Below are 20858 nucleotides of genomic sequence, written 5' to 3'. Positions count from 1 at the left end.
AGGCAACAAGCCGGAATTCCTGCTGAATGAAAGTCCGAACCGCAACACCATGGAGATAGAAATGAGTTTCAAAACGATTTCCATTGGAGCGTTGATGATGGCAATGGTGACCACTGCATCGGCGGAGTGGTCGTTCAGTTCCGGGCCTAATCCCAATGCATTTATTCAGACTGAAAGCATGACACTGGAGCTTCAGTGCAACCGTATCCGCTTTGCTCCGGCTGGATACGAGGACAGCCAGGACATTGTGGATAAGCAGGGGCTTTCCATTCGATTTTTGAAGAACGGCACCACCGAAGTTGGCGCATTTCAGGTTGGCGCAGAAAACGCTGCCGTGCAGATCGTCGACAACTATCCCGTCGAGGTCAGTTTCAATAGTCAGCCGGACTATGGTTTTGTTCTGGACCAGCTTGCGGCCAATGCATCGGTTAATCTGTCGATGATTGATCAAGATGTCAGCTACGGAATTTTTGACTTGAAAGGTTCCAGCGCAGCAATTCGGTCCCTTCGTTCTGCGTGCGATTCAGAAGTTAGCCAAGAGACCTCCTACGAAGCGCCCGAAGGCATCGTCTATTGTGGTGGCGGAGCGGTGAAACGCGTGATCGAACCCGTAATTTTGGACAATCCAGAGGGGGAGTGGGACGCGCGAGTAGCGGTTAACGGCGATTCGATCAGAGCCATGACGGCCTACAGTTACTTCGGAAACTCTGAGCCGCCGGCGGGATTTGTTGTCGCCCTGCTTGGGGAAGACAGGTCCGAATTTCTGATTTTTAACGAAGGCGCGGCAAACTGGCTGGAATACGGGGACTACAGGTATGAACAATGCAACTGAAGCCACCTTCCAACCGGCTTCCCAATTGGCAAGCTACTTGAAACGTTTGGTATCTGCGATCCTGCTTGGTTCGGGCCTGGTTTGGACCTCACCAGTTGTCGCGGCTGACGTTTCGCAACTTCCAACCGGTTTGCGAGCAAAGGTTGATCTGGCGGCGCAGGCATGCGCGGAGTTCAACGACGGTCAGTTTGAATTAGATTGGGGTGCGGTTGAAAGGGTCGATCTCGACGGAGATCTACAACGCGACTGGGTTTTGAATGAGTCTGGTTTTGCGTGTTCGAGCGCCGCATCTCTTTACTGCGGAACTGGCGGATGCATGTCGCACTTCTTGATTGAAGAGGAGGTTCAATCCTTGCTCAACCAGGGCTGGACGGTTGTTGATTTTGGTCGTCAACGCGTTGTTATTGCGGATATTCATGGATCCAATTGCGACGGAATAAACCCAACGCCTTGCGTCACGGCCAGTGTTTGGGATGGCGAAGCCAACACTTGGCGTTCGTCTGCTGGCGATTGGGAGTAGACTTGCTTCGGTGTGTGCATGAGAACTCACGAACTTTCCATTCCGCGCGATTCTATGCACACCGGACGCAATTCTGTCTTCAAACAATCTCCGCTGTAGGCGGAAACGGTATCTGCTGAGGAGATCGCAATTCGAGGGTTCTTAGGGAATGGCATGCAAGCCTTCTTAGTGTGGGCAATCTTTGAAAAGATGCCCCAGATGATGCGGGCGCCTCACAAGCATGTAAGAGACTGGCTGAAGGGGTGCCAGGGGGTGGGTCAACACCGCTGAGCCTCACTTGAAGCAAAGCCTGCAAGTGACAATCCGTTACGGGGATAGGGCTCGATTGCGCTCCTCCGACAGACAAATTCTTGCGCAACTGAGTAGAAGTCCGTTGCTTCCGTCAACATTCCGATAGCCGCATGATGTGCTTGCCGTTGGCGAAGTCATCCCTCAGAACGACATTTGCGACCAGGTGCGCTGAATCCTGCGCTCCGGTCTCTTCGCGCACCACCTCCTTCAGTTCCTGATGAAGGACGCGCTTACCCACGCCAGTGGAGCGAGCAATCATTTCTATGCCACGCTGGGGCTGAAGCGGAGAGAGGCTCACGAGACGCCGCAACTCCGCGCGAATTTCATCGGTTGTACTTGCTTCATTCAGCTCGAGCCGCTGCGATTCGTGCATTGTGAAGCGACCGGTCACTGAATTTCCTCCCGGCGTTTTTTTATTAGCGCATCTAGTTCGTCGAGATCAGACACATTCGAGCTCATAATGACGTTGAACACGGTTCCATCCTGGAATCCGCGGATGATCGCGCGGGTCTGATGTTTCCGTTCCTCCCTGGCCTTCGCGGCGTACCACTCGCCAATGCGTGCGACTCGGGCCATATGCTTCCTGTACTGGTTCATATCAATCCTGCCGGTACGCGCCGCGGCTTTGGTGACGCCTTCCAAAAACGCGTGGATCTTCGGCATCGGCTGGCCGAACCAATTGGCCAGAATAAAGGCCATGCGCTGCAAGTTTCTGTGGTATTCGTCTGGATCGATAAGCAGGTTGATCAGCACGTCCCCCATCTGCTCCGCAGCGCTTTCACCATCCTTAGGGGTCCTGAGCCTCATCGTTGCGTAATCCATGCCGTGGCGCATCAAACCGAGTTCACCCGACCCATTGGCGTTGCCGGGTGCGACGGGCCATTCCGCGCGGGGGTGTTGCTGTAAAACAGCGCACCCGTGGGCAGCCCACCAGATGACGTAGCCGCCTTCTCCCCGCCTGTCGACGCCGCGATGGATGCCGCCTTGCGTGTTGCGCTCGCCTTTGTACTGACAGAAGACATGCAACCCGCCGGACTGGGTTTTGACAATGGTCGCGGTCTTGTAGTCGTCTTTGTTTTCGTCCCACCACGACTGCGCCGCCAATCCCTCTTCGCGGACCTTGGGGTCGTCGCTGTACTGCTTGCCGAGATCGACATCGACGACGGTCGCTCCGAGCCTGCTGCCTGTCGGTACACCGATCAGAGCATTCGGGTTCGCGCCCCACCAACCGTCTACGCGCCGCTCGTCTGTTGTGGCATCCTTAAAGCCATTCGCTGTCGCCGGTCGTTTGTGTCTTTCGTTTCCGGGGGCATTTACACAGGGAAAGACCGGCACCTTTCTGCGGATAAGCCTCAGGGCTTCAGGAAAACTACTGGCCGAAGCTTCGTTTTTCATTCGCCCTCCATCCGACGTTGCAGGCATCTGGAGGTTCCCGGCGATCTTCCCGGGAGAGCGGCGAGAAAGGCGATCATTCATCGGAGCCTCCTGAGCTGCTTTTCAACCCCTTTCCTACGGCCCTGGTGGTCTTCCCCATGGAAGAGCGAGTTGCGGCTGCAGAGGTCTCATGATGCGGATTTTTTTGCTCTCCGTGGATGCGGAAGCCCTTAGGAACGGACCCCATGCGTAGCGGCCAAAGCGGGCAGGTCGTGCATATGCATTTTCGAACTTCAGCAGCGCTGTCGTTGCAGCAATCGAGGCACTTGGCTCGGATTGCCTTCATACCGACCAGGTATGGGATGCCGTCCCAAGCATCACAAGATATCTCGCGCGGATCGCGACCGATGAATTGTCCCTCGTCTACCTCGTAAGGCGAGCTTTGTAGGAAGCGACCTTTATTCATGCCGCCACCCTTTCGGGCTTGTAACCGAAAGCTATAGTCGGGTCCGCCGGCTCGCAATTGCGCCAAACAAAGAGGCTATGATTGTGCTTCCCACTTACTGTCGTATTCTCGATCCACCGGAGCCGCCACGTCAGCTTGAGCTCCATGAAGAACCGCTCGTCCGTCACGAGGCTCTGGCGACAGCGAGCGTGGCTCCAGTCAGATCGCAGAAGGGCCACGAGGTATCCCCCCTCCGGCAGGAAATCTAAGCCATGGCCAATGTGCGCATCAGCTTCTGAATACGGCGGGTTCATGACGATATCCCTGAATCCAGGCGGCCCGGCATCCTGCTTCAAGAAATCAACGCCAACCGAGATCGAACAAAGCTTGTCAGGGTGATTGTAAAGATCAGAGGCATGGAGGAGCTTGCCCCTTTTCTTCAATTCTTTGGCGAGATGGCCGCGCCCGCTACTGGGTTCCCAGACGTTCTCCAATTCGATCAGATCGAGAAGGAGTGGCATGACGAACGGTGCATCGAGAGTCGGGTAATAGTCGCTCTCGCGGCGGTCGAAAGTCGAGTTGTGAATTGTCATTTTTCGCCCCCTTCATAGAGGCTGTAGTCGGTGGCGCGTTTGCCGTCATAATCGACTTTCCGCGCACATTTTGTCCCGTGGTAGTCCACGTTACGCGGCTTGTCGCATTGGCTTATCGCCGTGTCGCACGACTTGCGGCTAACGAAATAGCTGCAGTCGAAGCAGCGACGTTCCCGCTGAGAAAGGTTGGGCAGATGCAGCTGGCCAAAGACTAGGTTGGCTAAACGTCTCTCGTATGAAACGCCCGTTAGTTTCAGGCGCAGGGTTATTAACGTGCGCTCAGTCATCGAGAGTGTAGAGGCTGATAACGACACTTTTGGGAGTTTAAACGTTAGCCTTCCATATTTCTCGCAAGCCTCTCGGCTGCGATTAAAGGAAGGCCAAATCCGCTCCTCAAATGCACCTTTCTTTCCCCATTGAACGATGTGCCGCACCTGGAAGTGTTTGAGGTAGGGACAGGGCGTGAAGCCCGTCAATACAACGCCGGCGTCAGCCGTCTCGCCGAAGCGCACCAGAAAGTAGGATGTCTTACACATCCCCGTTGGCACAAAGCAGAAGCAACTCCCGACATCACCGCCGTCGCGCCGCCAACGGTATGAAAACACCTTGCTCATGCCGCGTCTCCGGGGTGAACCATGCGACGTTCCCGAAACGCATTGAGACTCTCACGAGTGACGCGCCTTCCGCGCGGACCGACCCTGTAGGACCGCAATTCGCCCTCTCGGATTAAGTCCCAGATGGTCCGCGGCGACACGGCAATCTCTGCCGCTGCTTCCTTTATCCGCAGATCCGGCTCGCGTGCAGTAATGGTCATGGATGCTCCTTTCGACCCGCGTTAGTGCGGGTTTAGGAGCAGTGATGCTGGAAGGTGATCTACTCGCAACGGGAAAGGGCAAATGGCACCGTTCGTCAGGACGAATGGTACCGTTCGTTCTGGAATAGCACTAAGAGAGCCTGACATTCTTTCTGAAATTTGCTTCAGACCAAGCTCGAATCATCGGATCTTTGTCGGCCACATCCGCCAGTCTCCCTACGGAAATCTTTACCGCCTCGTCGACATCGCCGAACGTTTCAAGAATTGCTTGGTTAAAGATCGCCTGCGCTTTCTTCCCAGTCGCTTCACGCTTTGCTTTCGTCGACTGTACACTCTTGCTCTGACCCGCATTGCGTTGTGCATCTCGTCGGTACAAGTGATACATTTCAACTACATCGACATGCTTGCTTGCAAATCCTGCGAGCGTTTCCAGCGCAACCCTCGTTAATCGTTGGTCGCTAAAGTCGAAAGGAAGCGCATCTGTATCATCTGCTTCGACTATGTCGCAAGAACCGTCATCTTTGAATTGAAGGAACACCCCGTTGAGCTCGTACACCTGCCTCATGCTCGCACCTCGCCGATCGGCGCCACGTTGTCGGCCTCCAAACCGGTCAGATGGTCGACCCATGCTTGTGTAAACCGACGCGCAGCGTCGTTGTATTCCGCGGAAACGTAGATGTGATCAGCACCGTCTGAGGGCGGTGTGTGGTTTGACAAGCGGTCGTGTATATCACGTCCCCCACCATTCTCAGCAACCCAAGTCAGCGCAGCTCTGCGGGTAGCATGGGAGGTGAATTCTTCTGAGATGCCCAGGACCTCGCGTTTCCGAGCGAGCGTCCGGATCACCAAATGCTTGTCTGTAGCGCGGTTGATGTCTTGAGCCGATGGAAAGACCAGATCCGAGGTAGACGCGTCCCGTTTGGCGCGAAGGCACTCAACGGTCTGCTGGGCGAGCATCACAACATGCGCCTTTCCGTTCTTCGATCGAGCGCCAGGCAATGTCCAAGTGCCGGCATCCAGGTCGATCTCATCCCAAGCCATTGATGTAACCTCCCCGATTCGAGCAAAGGTCTCCAATTGGATGCGAAGGATTTCCCCATGCTGACCCAATTGATGGAGGCCGCGAACGTAGTTGCGGAGCTCGCGGGTCCCAGGAATGTGTTGGCGCGGATTGCGTTTAGGTAGTGTTACGGCGCCTACTGGGTTGGGATGATCGGGTGGTAGCCACGTGCCGTCTAGCGTTGAGATCTTGCGCGTACGCCCGCTGGCAACATTGAACAAGGTCGACAACACCGACCGTACTTTCTCTGCTTCGCGAAGCGCACCCGAATTGACGATGTTGGACAAGACAGCCTTGGCAGCGTGATGGTCAAACTCGATTGCGGGCAAGTCTGCGTAGTACGGTACAATGAACTTTCCTAAGAGCCGCTCGTCCTCCTTGGACGATGATGCGGCTTTGGTGACGCGGGCATATTCGGCAATGTAGCGTTTGATCAGATCACCCATACTCAAACTGCTAGGAGAGCCGGAACTGTCGGCGGTAGGTACATTCCCCTCGAGACGCTGGGCGCGAAGGTCTCGCCATATTTCCCGGGCATCAGCAGTGCTCATTGCCGGGTAGCGTCCGAACTGCAGTTCGATCTGCTTCTTGGTGTCGGGGTGCTCGTAGCGGTAGATCCAAACTTTGCCTGTTCGTTTTCCGTGACGCATCAAAAGACCAGGACGGTCCTTGTCGACGAGTTTGCCGCCAATGGCCAACTGCCGGTACTCCAAATCTGACACATCAGTCACGCGCTCACCTGCGGCCAGAGCTGAGGCCTTTTTCAGAACCTCCTGCAGTTCGCCGCGAACGCCCGTGTCAAGCGCCGCTTGGATATGGATTGAGGCGAGTTCGCGCGCCGATAGGTGTTTTGCGGGCATTGCCTGGACTCCTTAAGAGAGGTTGGCGATGTGTAGGCAGCCGTTTCGGCGTCTGATCCCCCCTCGGACCTAAACTTTTTTCCAGGTTTTTTCCAGATTTACCTGCATTGTTGTGCCGAAACCTGCACAAACACGCACTTTCGCATGGCGTGATAACACGCCCACTGGCCCCTATTTTTTGGGGACTATGGCTTTGTTTTCTTGGTATTTGGAGTGGTGAGCCGTGCAGGATTCGAACCTGCGACCCACTGATTAAAAGTCAGTTGCTCTACCAACTGAGCTAACGGCCCACTCTTTCGTTGGATCTTGACGATCCGTGGCGCTCTGTAAGGCAATTACCCGACCGGGTTCAAGCCCTTATTTTGCGCCTCGTTTCGCCGGTTAAATCAGTGTTTCCCGCGACCCGATAGGCGGCCTAATTAGGCAGGTGGCGCGGGGGGGTCAACCCCTTTTTTCAGGAATCTGCGCGACAGGGTGGATTCATGTTCAGAGCAACGTTATATGCCCGCCATGCAACAGATAAGCGATACCGGTTTGCCCTTTATGAAGATGCACGGGCTGGGCAATGACTTTGTCATTGTGGATGCGCGCGCGCATGCCGTTCCGATCAGCGCGGAATTGGCCAGGGGAATCGGGCACCGTCAGTTTGGCGTCGGATTCGACCAGTTGGCCGTGATCGAAACCGGCCCAGCCGACGCACATCTGGTATTTTACAACGCGGACGGATCGACCTCGGCCGCTTGTGGGAACGCCACCCGCTGTATCGCCCGGTACCTGATGGAGGAAAGCGGGAAGTCCGATCTGACGCTGACGACCGAACGGGGCACATTGTTGGCCAAAGAGGCCGGGACCGGCCTGACCTCGGTCAATATGGGGCAACCTCAGCTGGAGTGGCACGACGTCCCGCTGGCGGAAGAGATGGACACTCTGGAACTGCCCATAGAAGGCGCACCAACGGCGACCGGCATGGGCAACCCGCACTGCACGTTTTTCGTGGATGACGCCGAAGCGATTCCCTTGACCGAGTTCGGGTCGCGCTACGAACACCACCCTCTCTACCCCGAACGCACCAATGTTCAGGTTGCTCAGGTGATCGGGCCGGATCATATCCGTATGCGCGTCTGGGAACGCGGCGTGGGCATCACGCTGGCCTCTGGCTCGTCCTCTTGCGCCACAGCGGTTGCGGCTGCTCGGCGGGGCCTGACCGGGCGCAAGGTGCAGATCGAGTTGGACGGCGGCACCATCTGGATCGACTGGCGCGACGATGGCGTCTGGATGACCGGACCAACGGCCCATGTATTCTCGGGCACCCTGACCCCCGAATTCATAAGGTCGCTGGGATGAGCGCCCCGAAATTCACCACTCTGGGCTGTCGCCTGAACGCCTATGAGACCGAGGCGATGAAAGAGCTGTCGCAACAGGCGGGGCTGACCGATGCGGTGGTCGTGAACACCTGTGCCGTGACGGCCGAGGCCGTGCGCAAGGCGCGGCAAGAGATTCGCAAGCTGCGCCGGGAAAACCCAGCCGCCCGCCTGATCGTCACCGGTTGTGCGGCACAGACCGAGCCTGAGACCTTTGCCCAAATGGAAGAGGTCGACGCAGTCATCGGCAATACCGAGAAAATGCGGCCCGATACCTGGAAGGGTATGGCGGCCGATTTCATTGGCGAAACCGAAACAGTGCAGGTCGATGACATCATGTCGGTCACTGAAACCGCTGGCCACCTGATCGACGGTTTCGGAACCCGATCCCGCGCTTATGTGCAGGTCCAGAACGGATGCGACCATCGCTGCACCTTCTGCATTATCCCCTATGGCCGCGGAAACTCGCGCAGTGTCCCTGCGGGCGTGGTTGTCGATCAGATCAAGCGGCTGGTGGACAAAGGCTATAATGAGGTCGTCCTGACAGGCGTAGACCTCACCTCGTGGGGGGCCGACCTGCCGGCGCAGCCCAGGCTGGGCGATCTGGTGATGCGCATCCTCAAGCTGGTGCCAGACCTGCCCCGCTTGCGGATCAGTTCGATCGATTCCATCGAGGTGGACGAAAACCTGATGCAGGCCATCGCGACCGAGCCGCGCCTGATGCCGCATCTGCATCTGTCGCTGCAACATGGCGACGATCTGATCCTGAAGCGCATGAAACGCCGCCACCTGCGCGACGACGCCATCCGCTTTACCGAAGAGGCCCGCAAGCTGCGCCCGCAGATGACCTTTGGCGCAGACATCATCGCTGGCTTCCCGACCGAGTCAGAGGCGCATTTCGAGAACTCGCTGAAACTGGTCACCGATTGCGATCTGACCTGGCTGCACGTCTTCCCCTATTCCAAACGCGAAGGCACCCCGGCAGCCCGCATTCCGCAGCAGATCAACGGCAACATCATCAAGGACCGCGCCGCCCGCCTGCGCGCCGCAGGCGATGCGCAGGTTGCGAAACACCTCGCAACCCAGATCGGCAAAACCCATCACATCCTGATGGAAAACCCCCATATGGGCCGCACTGAACAATTCACCGAGGTCGCCTTCAACGCGCCTCAGCCCGAAGGCCAGATCGTGACGGCAACAATCACCGGGCAGACCTCGGGCCAACTCACGGCCTGATCCTCCCTTCTTCTGTTCAAAAATACCTCGGGGTGAATTGGCCGCAGGCCAAGAGGGGCTGGCCCCTTCTGGCGACCTCAAAAAGAAACCCCCGCAACCTTAGGGCGCGGGGGTTCTAGTTTCAGTATTCCGAAAAGGATCAGTCCTCGTTGCGAAGCTTACCCTTGTGCGGCGCCCACAGACGCTTGTTCACCAGGTACAGCAGCACCGACAGAACGGTCAGGAAGATCACACCGACAAAACCGGCGTTCTTGCGGTCCATCATCTTGGGCTCGGCGGCCCACATCAGGAAGGCGGCAACGTCCTCGGACATGGCTTCGACAGTGGCCGGGTGGCCGTCGGCAAACTCAACCTGATCTTCCGAAATCGGCGGGGCCATCGAAATCCAGCCGCCGGGGAAGGCCTTGTTTTCGTACAGGATGGTGCCTGCTTCTTCCTTCTCTTCACCGGTATAGCCATCCAGCAGCGAGGCGATGTATTCCGCGCCACCCATGCCTTTGACCAGCTGGTTGATGCCCAGACCGTAAGGACCGTGGAAACCCGCACGCGCCTTGGCCATCAGGCTCAGGTCGGGTGCGCCAACCGCGTCATTGACCGGGAAATGGTCGGTCGGGATCGCCGGGCGGAAATCGTCCAGCTCGGGGTCGAAGACCTCGAAATTGTCGGCCGCGTAGGTGATGACCTGCTCTTCCGAATAACCCAGCGCTTCCAGATCGCGCAGGGGCACATATCTCAGCCCGTGACAGGCTGCGCAAACCTCGGTGTAGACCTGAAGGCCGCGCTGCAGCTGGTTCTGATCCCAGGTTCCGAACGGACCCTCGAACGAGAAGTCGAAATCCTCGATATGCTGCTCGCCGCCACCTGCCGCAAAGGATGCAGCAGGGGTCAGAGCGAGGGCAAACGCGGCGCCGATTGCAAGTTTCTTGAACATGTTTCCGGTCCCTCTTCTTACTCGGCCGGCGTGGCTTCGGCGTCAGCCTTGCCATAATGCGCGTTGAAGTCTTCTTCGATGGTCTCGGGCTGCGGCAGCGGCTTCTCGATCACCCCAAGGATTGGCAGGATCACGAAGAAATAAGCAAACCAGTAGGCCGATGCGATCAGCGAGAAGGTTGCATAGGGCTCTTCCGCGGGCATCGCACCCAGCCACATCAGGGCAAAGAAGTCGATGATCAGCAGGTAGAACCACCATTTGAACATCGGACGGTATTTGCCCGAACGCACGGTCGAGGTGTCCAGCCAGGGTGCCAGAGCCATCGCCAGGATCGCACCGAACATCGCGACCACACCAAAGAACTTGGCGTCGACGATGCCGCCGGTGATGAAGCTGGCGAATTGCACAACCCAGACCTCGCCGGTGAAGGCCCGCAGGATCGCGTAGAACGGCAGGAAGTACCATTCGGGCACGATATGCGCAGGTGTAACCAGCGGGTTGGCTTCAATGTAGTTATCCGGGTGGCCCAGGTAGTTCGGCATAAAGCCGACAATGGCCCAGAACACGACCAGAATAACCGCCAGCGCGAACAGGTCCTTGATCACGAAGTAAGGCCAGAAGGGCAGCGTGTCCTTGTCGGCCTCGGCTTTCGAACCACGACGCACTTCAACACCTGTGGGGTTGTTGTTGCCCGTGGTGTGGAACGCCCAGATATGCACGATGACCAGTGCCGCGATGATGAACGGCAGCAGATAGTGCAGCGAGAAGAAGCGGTTCAGCGTGGCGTTATCCACCGCCGGTCCGCCCAGCAGCCAGGTCTGCAGCGCATCACCCACAAACGGGATGGCGCCAAACAGGCCTGTAATCACGGTCGCACCCCAGAAGGACATCTGACCCCAGGGCAGAACATAGCCCATGAAGGCGGTGCCCATCATCATCAGATAGATCAGCATCCCGATGATCCACGTGATCTCACGCGGGGCTTTGTACGAGCCGTAGAACAGGCCGCGGAACATGTGAATATAGACCGCAACAAAGAACAGCGACGCGCCGTTCATGTGCAGGTAGCGGATGAAGTAGCCGCCATTCACGTTACGCATGATGTGCTCGACACTGGCAAAGGCCAGATCGACATGCGGGGTGTAGTGCATCACCAGGATGATGCCGGTGACGATTTGCAGCGCCAGGCAGAACGCCAGAACGATGCCCCAGATCCACCACCAGTTCAGGTTCTTGGGGGTGGGAATCATCAGGGTGTCATACAAAAGGCCGACGATGGGCAGGCGGCTGTGCAGCCACTTTTCGCCGTTTGACTTCGGCTCGTAATGATCGTGGGGAATTCCGGACATAAGTTGGGTCTCCCTTAGCCGAGTTTGAGGGTTGATGCGTCCACCCATTCAACGGGCGGAATCGGCAGGTTCTCAGGCGCGGGGCCTTTGCGGATCCGGCCAGCCAGATCGTAGTGCGAGCCGTGGCAGGGGCAGAACCATCCGCCGAAATCACCGGCGTCGCCCAGCGGAACACAGCCCAGGTGGGTGCAAACGCCCATCTGGACGATCCAGGCACCCGCTGCTTCGCCTTCGGGCGAGGGCAGCACGCGGTTGGCATCGGTTGCGGGCGCATCTGCGTTCAGGTTGAAGTTCCGGGCCAGCGGGTCGGGCAGGTTGCCAACCGCTTCCTCATCCTGTTGCTGCGCTTCGGCAATCTCGGCACCGGTGCGGTGGCGGATGAACACGGGTTTACCCAGCCATTTCACGGTCAACTGTGTGCCCGGCTCAACCCCGCTGACATCTGTACGGATCGAGGAAAGGGCCTGCACATCCGCCGACGGGTTCATCTGGTTGATCAGGGGCCATACGGCTGCACCTGTCGCAACGACTCCTGCGCCGCCAGCGACGTAATAGAGGAAATCTCTGCGGGTGCCTTCGTGGTCTTCTGCGTGGGACACGAGGTTATCTCCGGTTTTCTGGCGCCCGCGGACGGGCAAATAGCTCGCGCACCGCACGAATGCGGTGTCTTAACCGCGCTGTCTATCGACGCAAATAGCGTTCGTCCAGCGGTCATAAACGCGCAATACGCCGCATCTGTGCTATTTGTCACAATGCATCGGGTATTTTTGGTGATTCAAGCCCACATCTTTTCCGATCATCCCGAATCGGCGGGGTTTGATTCGATGGTCAGGGACACATCCCCGCTATGCCTGACCCAAGCGGATTCGGGGCACATCTTCCGGCAGAAGATTGATGCCATGTCATGCAATATCCGCGACGGCAGAGCCGCATTGTTCCGCGACAAATGACACCTCTGAAATAGACCATTTGTTCAGTGGGATAGCGGTCTTTTTGCTGTTGAATCCTGTGCCTGAATGCCGGACATCCCGGTCTGCGCGAACGCCGATCAGGAGACCCCGATGTCAAAAACCCCCTTGGCCGCCGTTCTGTTAACGATTGCACTGTCCACCCAAACCGCCGCCGCTGGCGATCCCGCCAAAGGCAAGCAGCTTTATAACCGCTGTTCTTCGTGCCACGCGATCATCAAAGATGGCGAGGTTCTGGAGAAAGGCGGCATTACCGGACCGAATCTCTATGGCGTCGTGGGCCGCGTCGCCGGGTCCGAGACCGATTATCTGAATGGCAGCGAGCGCCTGCCCATCGGCATGTTCACCGACGATATGATCCGGGCGGGGGAACAGGGGCTTGTCTGGACCGAGGAAAACATCGCGGTCTATTCAAAGGACCCGATCGGTTTCATTCAGGAGTTTCTGCAGGACGATACCGCCCGCCCCAACATGAGCGTCAAGCTCAGGAAAGGGGCCGAAGACATCGCCGCCTATCTGGCGACCTTCAGCGACTAGGGGCGCGGGGCGCCCTCAGCCTTGCGGGCGGGTGGCGACCATACTGGGCCGCTCGCCAAACTCGGCAAACCAGGCCGCAAGCGCATCATTGCCCTTGCGCCAGCCGCGTGCATCGTGGCGTAGGTCAAGATAACCCAGCGCACAGCCGACAGCCACCTGCCCCATATCCAGCGGGCCGGACAGATGCGCCATCCAGCGCTGGTTCAGGGCGGCACAGGCCCGGTCGATCTTGACCCATTGCGACTCGGTCCAGTCGTCCCATTGCTTGTCTTCGGGGCGCAACCGGTCTTCGTAGGTCATCAACAGGGCCGCATCCAGAATACCATCTGCCAGCGCCTCAAGCGTCAGTACATCCCAGCGACCCGCGCCATCGGGATAAAGCCGCCCTCCGGCGCGGGCATCCAGAAACGCGCAGATCACCCGACTGTCGAACAGGGTTGGCCCATCCGGACGTTCCAACGCCGGAACCTTGGTCAGGGGGGCCTTGCTGATCAAAAATGCCGCCGGTGAAATCGGCGTACTGGCCACCGTCTCAAGCTCGACATCCTCCAGCTGATCCGTTTCGTGCAGCAGCACCATGACTTTGCGCACATAAGGCGAGGTCAGACTGTGATAGAGTTTCATTCGCACGCTCCCTGATTGCGCCGACCTTACAACAAGGGCGAAAAAACAAAAGCGGTCAGTCGTCTGACGGCTTGGCCCCGCGCATCAGCGTCTGCAGCGCCTGCAACTCGGACCCAATCCCCGACGCGACATGGTCAGACGCCTGCATCCGCACATCATCGGGTTTGTTCTGGTTCAGCTTCCAGGTACCCTGAATGTCATCGATCCGCATCCGACAGGGCACAATCATCCGCATCATGCGATCCAGCGCCTCATCGGTCATCTTGTCGGTACGCCACGGCGGCTTCGGACGCAGCCGATCTTCGTAGAACGCCGACTGCCGGTCCAACAGATCGCGCAATTCCTGCGGCGGGCGCATCTCAAGAACGCCGGTCAGATGGGCGGCCACATAATTCCAGGTCGGCACCTGATCCGCGATCCCGTACCAATCCGGCGACACATACCCATCCGGCCCCGATACCGCGATTCGCGCCGTCACAGGCTGCTTCAACACCCGCACAATCGGGTTCGAGCGGACAAGATGCAGCTCAGCCACCGCCCCGTCTGCGGACAGCAAAAACGGAACATGGCTTATAATCGGCGCGCCATCGGTCGAGATTGCCAACACGCCAAAGGCCCTGTCACGGGCAAACGCAATATGACGCGCGCGGTCCTCGGCGCGGAAGGCGGGGTTCGGGTGCATAGCGGTCCTCCTGCCAAATCTCTTGCAGAAGGGGCCCGATCCATGCAAGGTCCGTCTCGTTCTCAGGGCGGGGTGAAATTCCCCACCGGCGGTATGCGGGCAATGACCCGTAAGCCCGCGAGCGGCTTCGGATCATCCGGGGTGTCAGCAGATCTGGTGAGAGGCCAGAGCCGACGGTTAAAGTCCGGATGAAAGAGAACGTGCAGCGTGCCCCCTCGGCGCGTCTGCTCGTGATCGCCTTGGGTGACGTGTCTGTCTACTTAAGGAGGTCCAAATGACACACACCCGCTATGCTTTCATCAAGGCCAACTGGCATTCCGATATCGTCGACCGCGCGCTTGACGGCTTCGTTGGGCTCATCCCCGCCGAACAGGTCGACGTCTACGACGCCCCCGGCGCGTTTGAAATGCCCCTGCTGGCGCGCGATCTGGCCCAAACCGGCCAATACGCCGCAATCGCCTGCGCCGCCTTTGTCGTCGATGGCGGCATCTACCGGCATGATTTCGTGGCACAAGCCGTGGTGGACGGCCTGATGCGCGCAGGCCTGGATACCGGCGTCCCGATCCTGTCGGTCTCACTCACCCCGCACCAATATCAGGAAACCGACCACCACAACGCCATCTACCGCGCGCATTTCGTCGAAAAAGGCCGCGAAGCCGCACAAGCCGCGCTCAAGATAACCGCGACGCGCGCGACCATCGCAAAAGCCGCCTGATCCTTCTTCTGTTCAAAAATACCTCGGGGGAGTCGCGCTTGCGCGACGGGGGCAGAGCCCCCTCCCCGACCTCCAGACGCAAATCCGCTTGAGACCAAAGGCCCACAAGGCTAATCACTTCGCTCAAAGGAGCACGCCCCATGTCGATGAACAGCTTTGGACACCTCTTCCGCGTCACCACCTGGGGTGAAAGCCACGGCCCCGCTTTGGGCGCGACCGTTGATGGCTGCCCGCCGGGCGTCACAATCGATGAGGGCATGATCCAGCACTGGCTGGACAAGCGTAAACCGGGGCAGAACAAATTCACCACCCAACGGCGCGAGCCCGATCAGGTCAAGATCCTGTCCGGCGTGTTCGAAGGCCAGACCACCGGCACCCCTGTCCAGCTGATGATCGAGAACACCGATCAACGCTCGAAGGACTACGGCGACATCATGGACAAGTTCCGTCCGGGCCATGCCGATATCACCTATTGGCAGAAATACGGCATCCGCGATTATCGCGGTGGCGGGCGCAGCTCGGCCCGCGAAACCGCGTCGCGAGTTGCCGCCGGTGGCTTGGCGCGCGAAGCCATCAAACAGATCGCCCCAAATGTGCAGATCACCGGCTACATGACCCAGATCGGCCCGCACAGGATCGACCGCGCCAATTTCGACTGGTCGCAGATCGAACAGAACCCGTTCTGGACGCCCGACGCCCAAGCGGCCGAGGACTGGGCCGCCTATCTGGACGACTTGCGCAAGTCCGGCAACTCGGTCGGCGCGGTGGTCGAGGTTGTGGCGCGCGGCGTCCCCGCCGGGCTGGGTGCACCGATTTATGCCAAGTTAGACACTGATCTGGCCGCTGCAATGATGTCGATCAACGCCGTCAAGGGCGTTGAGATCGGTGAAGGCATGGCCGCCGCTGAACTGACCGGCGAGGCCAACGCCGATGAGATCTTCATGGGTCAGAACGGCCCGCAATACAGCTCGAACCACGCGGGCGGCATTCTGGGCGGTATCTCGACCGGGCAGGACATCGTCGTGCGGTTCGCGGTCAAACCGACCTCGTCGATCCTGACCACCCGCAAGACCATTACCAAATCCGGTGAGGAGACCGAGATCATCACCAAAGGCCGTCACGACCCCTGCGTCGGTATCCGCGCGGTTCCCGTGGGTGAGGCGATGATGGCCTGCGTGATCCTCGACCACCTGCTGCTGCATCGCGGTCAGATCGGCGAGAATCGTGGACATATCGGCTGATCTGCGCGTCCGTCTGCGGGGCATCGTCGCGCAGCGCATGCAGGCCGATCCGGCGCATGATCTGGCGCATCTGGATCGCGTCTGGAGCAATGCGCAGGCCATCGCCGGTGAACAGACAGACATGCAGGTCCTTCTGGCCGCCTGCTATCTGCACGATCTGGTCAACCTGCCCAAGAACGATCCGAACCGGCACCTCGCCTCTCGTCAGTCCGCGCAGGAATCAGAGCCTATTCTGGGTGATCTGGGCTTTGATGCCGCGTCGATCCGCGCCACCCAGCACGCGATTGAGGCCCACAGTTTCTCGGCCAACATCCCGCCGCGCACCCCCGAGGCCCGCATCCTGCGCGACGCAGACCGGCTGGATGCGTTGGGGGCGATTGGCATTGCCCGCACCTTTGTTGTTGCAGGGGCGCTGGGCCGCGACCTTTATGATCCCGATGATCCCTTCGCCGAAGCACGCGCGCTGGACGATCTGAAATTCTCGCTCGACCACTGGAAAGTCAAACTGCTGACACTGCCCGCCGATATGCTGACCCCGGCCGGGCTGGCGCTTGCGCAGGAACGGGTGTCACAGATGCTTGGATTTCTGGACGCCTTAGCGGATGAGATCGGCCACCCCGTTCCCGATCACTGGAAATCCACCTGATTGGTACAATCCCGTCGTTGATCTTTCGCCGCCAAAGGCGCAGGGTCCCGGCCAATGGCACAATCCTTAACATCGCATCGACCCATGCTTGCCGTGGGTTTGAAACTGGCTGCGCTGATGCTGTTCACCTCGATGTCGGCACTGGTCAAAGCCCTGTCCGAGGATTTCCCGCCGGGTGAGCTGGTCTTTTTCCGCTCGCTCTTTGCAATTCCGGTCATCATCATCTGGCTGATCTGGCGGGGCGAACTGGCGCAAGGTTTTGTCGTCAAGAAACCCATGGGCCATTTTTGGCGCGGCGTTCTGGGCACCAGCGCCATGGGGCTGACCTTTACCGGCCTCAGCCTTCTGCCCCTGCCCGAGGTCACGGCCATCGGCTATGCCACCCCGATCTTCACCCTGATTCTGGCCGCGCTGATGCTGGGCGAGCGTATCCGCGTGATCCGAATCGGAGCGGTCGCTTTGGGCTTGCTGGGGGTTCTGATCATGATCTGGCCCCGGCTGGGCAGCACTCAGATGGAGATGGCGGCAACCATCGGCGCGCTCTGCGTCCTGGGGGCAACCATCGCCCGCGCCTTTGTTCAGATCCATATCCGGCAATTGGTCAAAGTCGATCACCCAGCCGCCATCGTGTTCTACTTTTCCATGACCGCCACGCTGCTGTCGGCCCTGACCGCGTTCTGGGGCTGGACGATGCCCACGGTGAATCAGGCTCTGATACTGGTCATTATGGGGCTGATTGGCGGGGTCGCGCAGATTCTGGTGACTTCGTCCTATCGGTTCGGGCAGGCCTCGATGCTGGCGCCGTACGATTATTCGACCATGCTGTTTGCGATTTTCATCGGCTATGTCTGGTTCGATGAGTTGCCAACAGTCGCCATCCTGATCGGCGCAGCGCTGGTGATCGCAGGCAATGTCGTCGTGATCTGGCGCGAGCATCAATTGGGGCTAGAGCGCGGCAAGGCGCGATCCGTCACCGACCCCAAAGCGTGACTTTACCTTTCGCAAACTTCGCCTAGGTTGGGCGCGACAGTCAAAGAGGGTTCCCCATGAGCGACGCACAGGATCACAAGGAAAAGATGCAGCAGGTGCAGGCCAAGCACCGCAAGAAAGTGTCCGAGGCGGTTGATCCGGGGCGCGGGCTGGTGCTGATCAACACCGGCAAGGGCAAGGGCAAATCCTCGGCCGCGTTTGGTGTGGTGATCCGGGCGCTGGGCTGGGGTCAGACAGTCGCGGTGGTGCAATTCATCAAGGGTAAGTGGAAGACCGGTGAACGCCGGTTTTTTGAAGACCGCGATCTGGTCACATGGCACACGATGGGCGAAGGTTTCACCTGGGATACGCAGGACCGCGAGCGTGACATTGCCGCCGCCACCGCCGCCTTTGACAAGGCTTGCGATCTGATGGCCAGCGGTGAATATGATCTGGTCGTGCTGGACGAAATCAACATCGCCCTGCGCTATGAATACCTGTCGGTTGAGCGTGTGATCGAGGGGCTGAAGGCACGGTCCGACAAGACCAGCGTCTTCCTGACCGGTCGCGACGCCCCTCAAGCGCTGCGCGACTATGCCGATCTGGTCACCGAAATGACCGAGGAAAAACACCCGTTTCAGGCTGGTATCAAAGCCCAGCGCGGCGTGGACTTTTAGGAATGGTCAAGGTGGGCGTCGCCATACCCGCCTTAACCTGCGCGCTTGCCTGACAGGTTTTCAAATACGTAGCGCACAGACTTGCGGCGGCTTGCGGCGCTCTCTGGCAGAGTGTCGTCTTTTCCCGCCGCATCGCGGGCAGCCTTGCGGTTCTTTTGGTCCACGTAAGCCGTGTAGTCGGTGTCGCAGCAGCTGCACCCACAGGCAGTGGCGGCATCGTGCCGGGCAATGATCTCGTCCATCTTTTCGCGCATACCGAAGCCCTGCGATTGTCTCGTTTCCGAGGCGGCGGCAGGCCCTCACTGTGTCACGCGCTAAGCCCGCAAACCGCCCCGAAACCCTGTGCTGGATAATACATCATCTGGCGTTGAGCTATATCTGATTATTTTAGTCAGACAATTCAAGCCAAAAAAATGCGCCCACGAATTTCTTCGGGGCGCAAGTTACGGGGAAGATAGGATCAGATGGCCCGGTCACGCGGATCCAGCGTTACCGACCATAGCTCGGTATCCGCGCGGTCCATCAGGCGAACGGTCATTTGCTGCGTTGAACCGTCGATATCCACGAGGCCAAAGAACTGCAGACCCGCACTGGGGGGCAGGTTCACCCCTTGATCTTCGGTCGGAGCTTTGACGAATTTCACCTCGGGCCCGAAGGTTCCGTCCAACGCGTTCGGACCAAAGGTCCCAGCGTGCAGGGGGCCCGAAACAAACTCCCAAAACGGTTCAAAATCCTGAAATTGGGCTTTGTTAGGGTCGTAGTAGTGCGCCGCGGTATAGTGAACATCTGCTGTAAACCAGACCGTGTTCGTGATGCCCGCCGTCTTGATAAAACGCAGCAGATCGGCGATCTCCAACTCGCGACCCTTGGCCGGCCCACTGTCACCGTTTGAGATCGCCTCCGCTCCGGCCTGTTCCTTCCAGTTGTCCCACACGATCAACCCGATCGGCATGTCAGAGGCAATCACCTTCCAGGTGGCTTGCGAGGCTGCAAGTTCGCGTTTCAGCCAGGCCAGTTGCGCGGCACCCAGAATGCGGGACTGATCGGTGATTTCATCCTCCATCGCGGGTCCGTTGGGGCCGCGATAGCTGCGCAGATCCAGGAAAAACACATCCAGCATCGGACCGTATGAGATCTTGCGATAGACGCGACCGGGCTCGGCAGGGGTTATGCGCAGCGGTGTCATCTCGTCAAACGCCCGTCCGGCGCGGGCTTGCAGCACATGCACCGATTTCTCGGAATACCGATCATCCGAGATCAGGTCCTTGGCGTCCGACCAGTTGTTGACAACCTCGTGGTCATCCCACTGGAAGAAGGTGGGGCAGACGGCGTTCATGGCGCGTACGTGCTCGTCCATCATGTTGTATTTCCACTGGGCGCGGAATTCGTCCAGCGTCTCGGCAACCTTGCGCTTTTCGTCGATCAGGGTGGCGTTCTTCCAGATCACCTGCCCGTCCTTTTCGACCTAGTCCTGCATCGGGCCGTCGGCATAGACCGTATCGCCGGAATGGATGAAAAAGTCAGGCCGATGCTGCGCCATGGTCGCATAGGTGCGCATCCCGTCATCATCAATCCCCCAACCCTGACCTGCGGTGTCACCGGACCAGGCAAATCGAATGTTGCGGCGCGCGGACGGAGCGGTGCGGAATTGCCCAATAACAGGCTCTGATACGGTATTGATATCGCTTAGATCGGCGGCGACAAAGCGATAGAAGATATCCTGATCCGCTGGCAGCCCGTCGATCAGGCGTTTGACCGCGAAGTCACCGTTCGGGATTGCATCCATTGGCGGCAATCGGCGGGTATCGGCAAAGCCCTCGGTGGTCGAGACCTCCATCATCACGCGCGCAGGCCGGTCGGTGCGAGTCCAGACCATGCCCGAGCTTGCATCCACGTCGCCTGACTGAACACCATGTGTGAAAACGGGTCGCGACGCGGCACGGCTGATGGCAGGCATGGCCAGCGACGCAGCAAATGCAGTGCTGCCAGCCAGAAACGTGCGGCGGGTCGGGCGAATAATCTTGGTCATCTCGGGGCTCTCCTGTCTGGTGATCGTCTCAAAGATCACGCGATTGGTGAACCGATAAGAACCGCCCGTTTGTAAAACGCGCGGCTCAGTTTCTTGACAGTATC

The 20858-nt window shown here is 58.7% G+C and carries 23 protein-coding genes, 1 tRNA gene, 1 pseudogene and 1 riboswitch; of the genes and pseudogenes, 10 read left to right on the top strand and 15 right to left on the bottom strand.

Going from position 1 to position 20858, the window contains the following annotated elements; translation table 11 throughout:
- Positions 1-61: 61 nt before the first annotated feature.
- Both ACR0E6_RS11855 and ACR0E6_RS11850 read left to right on the top strand, forming a co-directional pair.
- Positions 62-832: a hypothetical protein gene (locus ACR0E6_RS11855; protein ID WP_480583556.1), complete on the top strand. Its 771-nt coding sequence runs from the start codon at positions 62-64 to the stop codon at positions 830-832.
- Entirely contained in the window at positions 816-1352 is a 537-nt protein-coding gene (locus tag ACR0E6_RS11850) for a hypothetical protein (protein ID WP_480583552.1), read from the top strand. The genes ACR0E6_RS11855 and ACR0E6_RS11850 overlap by 17 nt, the downstream gene beginning before the upstream one ends.
- A gap of 382 nt (positions 1353-1734) precedes the next feature.
- On the opposite strand, the gene ACR0E6_RS11845 is transcribed toward ACR0E6_RS11850, so the two are convergent.
- The 8 genes from ACR0E6_RS11845 to ACR0E6_RS11810 all read right to left on the bottom strand — a co-directional run bounded on the left by ACR0E6_RS11845 (position 1735) and on the right by ACR0E6_RS11810 (position 7079).
- Entirely contained in the window at positions 1735-2034 is a 300-nt protein-coding gene (locus ACR0E6_RS11845; RefSeq protein ID WP_480583549.1) for a hypothetical protein, read from the bottom strand.
- On the bottom strand, positions 2031-3119 hold the full coding sequence (locus ACR0E6_RS11840; RefSeq protein WP_480583546.1) for a bifunctional DNA primase/polymerase: 1089 nt from the start codon (positions 3117-3119) through the stop codon (positions 2031-2033). Before ACR0E6_RS11840 ends, ACR0E6_RS11845 begins: the two co-directional genes overlap by 4 nt.
- Positions 3120-3479: 360 nt before the next feature.
- Positions 3480-4055 (bottom strand): hypothetical protein, encoded by a 576-nt coding sequence (locus tag ACR0E6_RS11835; RefSeq protein ID WP_480583543.1) that lies wholly within the window; start codon positions 4053-4055, stop codon positions 3480-3482.
- Entirely contained in the window at positions 4052-4669 is a 618-nt protein-coding gene (locus ACR0E6_RS11830; protein ID WP_480583540.1) for a hypothetical protein, read from the bottom strand. Before ACR0E6_RS11830 ends, ACR0E6_RS11835 begins: the two co-directional genes overlap by 4 nt.
- Entirely contained in the window at positions 4666-4869 is a 204-nt protein-coding gene (locus ACR0E6_RS11825; RefSeq protein WP_170457140.1) for a helix-turn-helix domain-containing protein, read from the bottom strand. Before ACR0E6_RS11825 ends, ACR0E6_RS11830 begins: the two co-directional genes overlap by 4 nt.
- 130 nt (positions 4870-4999) lie before the next feature.
- A complete protein-coding gene (locus ACR0E6_RS11820) occupies positions 5000-5434 on the bottom strand; it encodes a hypothetical protein (protein WP_170457138.1) in 435 nt (144 codons plus the stop codon).
- Positions 5431-6789 (bottom strand): tyrosine-type recombinase/integrase, encoded by a 1359-nt coding sequence (locus tag ACR0E6_RS11815; protein ID WP_480583535.1) that lies wholly within the window; start codon positions 6787-6789, stop codon positions 5431-5433. Before ACR0E6_RS11815 ends, ACR0E6_RS11820 begins: the two co-directional genes overlap by 4 nt.
- 214 nt (positions 6790-7003) lie before the next feature.
- Positions 7004-7079: transfer RNA gene (locus ACR0E6_RS11810), tRNA-Lys, on the bottom strand.
- A gap of 211 nt (positions 7080-7290) precedes the next feature.
- Between ACR0E6_RS11810 and dapF the strand changes: the two genes are divergently transcribed.
- Positions 7291-8133, top strand: coding sequence for a diaminopimelate epimerase (gene dapF / locus ACR0E6_RS11805; RefSeq protein ID WP_170521106.1), 843 nt, complete (start codon positions 7291-7293; stop codon positions 8131-8133).
- The gene (gene mtaB, locus ACR0E6_RS11800; protein WP_480583531.1) at positions 8130-9386 is read left to right on the top strand and encodes a tRNA (N(6)-L-threonylcarbamoyladenosine(37)-C(2))-methylthiotransferase MtaB; all 1257 of its coding nucleotides are present in this window, start codon (positions 8130-8132) and stop codon (positions 9384-9386) included. Before dapF ends, mtaB begins: the two co-directional genes overlap by 4 nt.
- A gap of 139 nt (positions 9387-9525) precedes the next feature.
- On the opposite strand, the gene ACR0E6_RS11795 is transcribed toward mtaB, so the two are convergent.
- The 3 genes from ACR0E6_RS11795 to petA are packed head-to-tail and all read right to left on the bottom strand — an operon-like array spanning position 9526 to position 12265.
- The gene (locus ACR0E6_RS11795; RefSeq protein ID WP_170453477.1) at positions 9526-10317 is read right to left on the bottom strand and encodes a cytochrome c1; all 792 of its coding nucleotides are present in this window, start codon (positions 10315-10317) and stop codon (positions 9526-9528) included.
- A gap of 17 nt (positions 10318-10334) precedes the next feature.
- A complete protein-coding gene (gene petB, locus ACR0E6_RS11790) occupies positions 10335-11666 on the bottom strand; it encodes a cytochrome b (protein ID WP_170453476.1) in 1332 nt (443 codons plus the stop codon).
- Positions 11667-11680: 14 nt separating this feature from the next.
- Entirely contained in the window at positions 11681-12265 is a 585-nt protein-coding gene (gene petA, locus ACR0E6_RS11785; RefSeq protein ID WP_170453475.1) for a ubiquinol-cytochrome c reductase iron-sulfur subunit, read from the bottom strand.
- 462 nt (positions 12266-12727) lie between these two features.
- Here petA and ACR0E6_RS11780 point away from each other — a divergent pair, with 462 nt between their 5' ends.
- Entirely contained in the window at positions 12728-13171 is a 444-nt protein-coding gene (locus tag ACR0E6_RS11780; protein WP_170623358.1) for a c-type cytochrome, read from the top strand.
- 15 nt (positions 13172-13186) lie between these two features.
- On the opposite strand, the gene ACR0E6_RS11775 is transcribed toward ACR0E6_RS11780, so the two are convergent.
- On the bottom strand, positions 13187-13795 hold the full coding sequence (locus tag ACR0E6_RS11775) for a glutathione S-transferase (protein ID WP_480583525.1): 609 nt from the start codon (positions 13793-13795) through the stop codon (positions 13187-13189).
- A 55-nt stretch (positions 13796-13850) separates the two neighbouring features.
- Positions 13851-14477, bottom strand: coding sequence for an FMN-binding negative transcriptional regulator (locus tag ACR0E6_RS11770; RefSeq protein WP_480583518.1), 627 nt, complete (start codon positions 14475-14477; stop codon positions 13851-13853).
- 54 nt (positions 14478-14531) lie between these two features.
- A riboswitch (FMN riboswitch) is annotated at positions 14532-14681 on the top strand.
- A 70-nt stretch (positions 14682-14751) separates the two neighbouring features.
- On the opposite strand from ACR0E6_RS11770, the gene ACR0E6_RS11765 reads away from it, so the two are divergent.
- The 5 genes from ACR0E6_RS11765 (at position 14752) to cobO (ending at position 18725) form a co-directional block, all read left to right on the top strand.
- The gene (locus ACR0E6_RS11765) at positions 14752-15192 is read left to right on the top strand and encodes a 6,7-dimethyl-8-ribityllumazine synthase (RefSeq protein ID WP_480583516.1); all 441 of its coding nucleotides are present in this window, start codon (positions 14752-14754) and stop codon (positions 15190-15192) included.
- A gap of 140 nt (positions 15193-15332) precedes the next feature.
- A complete protein-coding gene (gene aroC, locus ACR0E6_RS11760) occupies positions 15333-16433 on the top strand; it encodes a chorismate synthase (RefSeq protein WP_480583512.1) in 1101 nt (366 codons plus the stop codon).
- A complete protein-coding gene (locus tag ACR0E6_RS11755) occupies positions 16417-17079 on the top strand; it encodes an HD domain-containing protein (protein ID WP_480583509.1) in 663 nt (220 codons plus the stop codon). The genes aroC and ACR0E6_RS11755 overlap by 17 nt, the downstream gene beginning before the upstream one ends.
- A gap of 54 nt (positions 17080-17133) precedes the next feature.
- Entirely contained in the window at positions 17134-18069 is a 936-nt protein-coding gene (locus tag ACR0E6_RS11750) for a DMT family transporter (protein WP_170631397.1), read from the top strand.
- 56 nt (positions 18070-18125) lie between these two features.
- Entirely contained in the window at positions 18126-18725 is a 600-nt protein-coding gene (gene cobO, locus ACR0E6_RS11745; protein WP_170453467.1) for a cob(I)yrinic acid a,c-diamide adenosyltransferase, read from the top strand.
- 32 nt (positions 18726-18757) lie between these two features.
- Here cobO and ACR0E6_RS11740 read toward each other — a convergent pair whose 3' ends face one another.
- Together ACR0E6_RS11740 and ACR0E6_RS11735 are read right to left on the bottom strand one after the other, a co-directional pair.
- Positions 18758-18979, bottom strand: a complete 222-nt coding sequence (locus ACR0E6_RS11740) for a hypothetical protein (RefSeq protein WP_170453466.1) — start codon at positions 18977-18979, stop codon at positions 18758-18760.
- 206 nt (positions 18980-19185) lie between these two features.
- Positions 19186-20682: pseudogene (locus ACR0E6_RS11735) on the bottom strand (alkaline phosphatase D family protein).
- Positions 20683-20858: the final 176 nt, after the last annotated feature.

The organism is Ruegeria sp. AP12, from assembly GCF_056540025.1.
The sequence above is the reverse complement of the archived record's forward strand: the minus strand, read 5'-3'. Positions and strand labels throughout refer to the sequence as shown.

Bases quoted from the DNA above. Each gene is read 5' to 3' on its own strand.
- cobO (WP_170453467.1), top strand. From the start codon at position 18,126: ATGAGCGACGCACAGGATCACAAGGAAAAGATGCAGCAGGTGCAGGCC.
- ACR0E6_RS11750 (WP_170631397.1), top strand. From the start codon at position 17,134: ATGGCACAATCCTTAACATCGCATCGACCCATGCTTGCCGTGGGTTTG.
- ACR0E6_RS11795 (WP_170453477.1), bottom strand. From the start codon at position 10,317: ATGTTCAAGAAACTTGCAATCGGCGCCGCGTTTGCCCTCGCTCTGACC.
- ACR0E6_RS11855 (WP_480583556.1), top strand. From the start codon at position 62: ATGAGTTTCAAAACGATTTCCATTGGAGCGTTGATGATGGCAATGGTG.
- ACR0E6_RS11850 (WP_480583552.1), top strand. From the start codon at position 816: ATGAACAATGCAACTGAAGCCACCTTCCAACCGGCTTCCCAATTGGCA.
- ACR0E6_RS11740 (WP_170453466.1), bottom strand. From the start codon at position 18,979: ATGCGCGAAAAGATGGACGAGATCATTGCCCGGCACGATGCCGCCACT.
- dapF (WP_170521106.1), top strand. From the start codon at position 7,291: ATGCCCGCCATGCAACAGATAAGCGATACCGGTTTGCCCTTTATGAAG.
- aroC (WP_480583512.1), top strand. From the start codon at position 15,333: ATGTCGATGAACAGCTTTGGACACCTCTTCCGCGTCACCACCTGGGGT.
- ACR0E6_RS11835 (WP_480583543.1), bottom strand. From the start codon at position 4,055: ATGACAATTCACAACTCGACTTTCGACCGCCGCGAGAGCGACTATTAC.
- ACR0E6_RS11830 (WP_480583540.1), bottom strand. From the start codon at position 4,669: ATGAGCAAGGTGTTTTCATACCGTTGGCGGCGCGACGGCGGTGATGTC.
- ACR0E6_RS11820 (WP_170457138.1), bottom strand. From the start codon at position 5,434: ATGAGGCAGGTGTACGAGCTCAACGGGGTGTTCCTTCAATTCAAAGAT.
- ACR0E6_RS11840 (WP_480583546.1), bottom strand. From the start codon at position 3,119: ATGAATGATCGCCTTTCTCGCCGCTCTCCCGGGAAGATCGCCGGGAAC.
- ACR0E6_RS11765 (WP_480583516.1), top strand. From the start codon at position 14,752: ATGACACACACCCGCTATGCTTTCATCAAGGCCAACTGGCATTCCGAT.
- mtaB (WP_480583531.1), top strand. From the start codon at position 8,130: ATGAGCGCCCCGAAATTCACCACTCTGGGCTGTCGCCTGAACGCCTAT.
- ACR0E6_RS11815 (WP_480583535.1), bottom strand. From the start codon at position 6,789: ATGCCCGCAAAACACCTATCGGCGCGCGAACTCGCCTCAATCCATATC.
- ACR0E6_RS11775 (WP_480583525.1), bottom strand. From the start codon at position 13,795: ATGAAACTCTATCACAGTCTGACCTCGCCTTATGTGCGCAAAGTCATG.
- petB (WP_170453476.1), bottom strand. From the start codon at position 11,666: ATGTCCGGAATTCCCCACGATCATTACGAGCCGAAGTCAAACGGCGAA.
- ACR0E6_RS11780 (WP_170623358.1), top strand. From the start codon at position 12,728: ATGTCAAAAACCCCCTTGGCCGCCGTTCTGTTAACGATTGCACTGTCC.
- ACR0E6_RS11770 (WP_480583518.1), bottom strand. From the start codon at position 14,477: ATGCACCCGAACCCCGCCTTCCGCGCCGAGGACCGCGCGCGTCATATT.
- ACR0E6_RS11825 (WP_170457140.1), bottom strand. From the start codon at position 4,869: ATGACCATTACTGCACGCGAGCCGGATCTGCGGATAAAGGAAGCAGCG.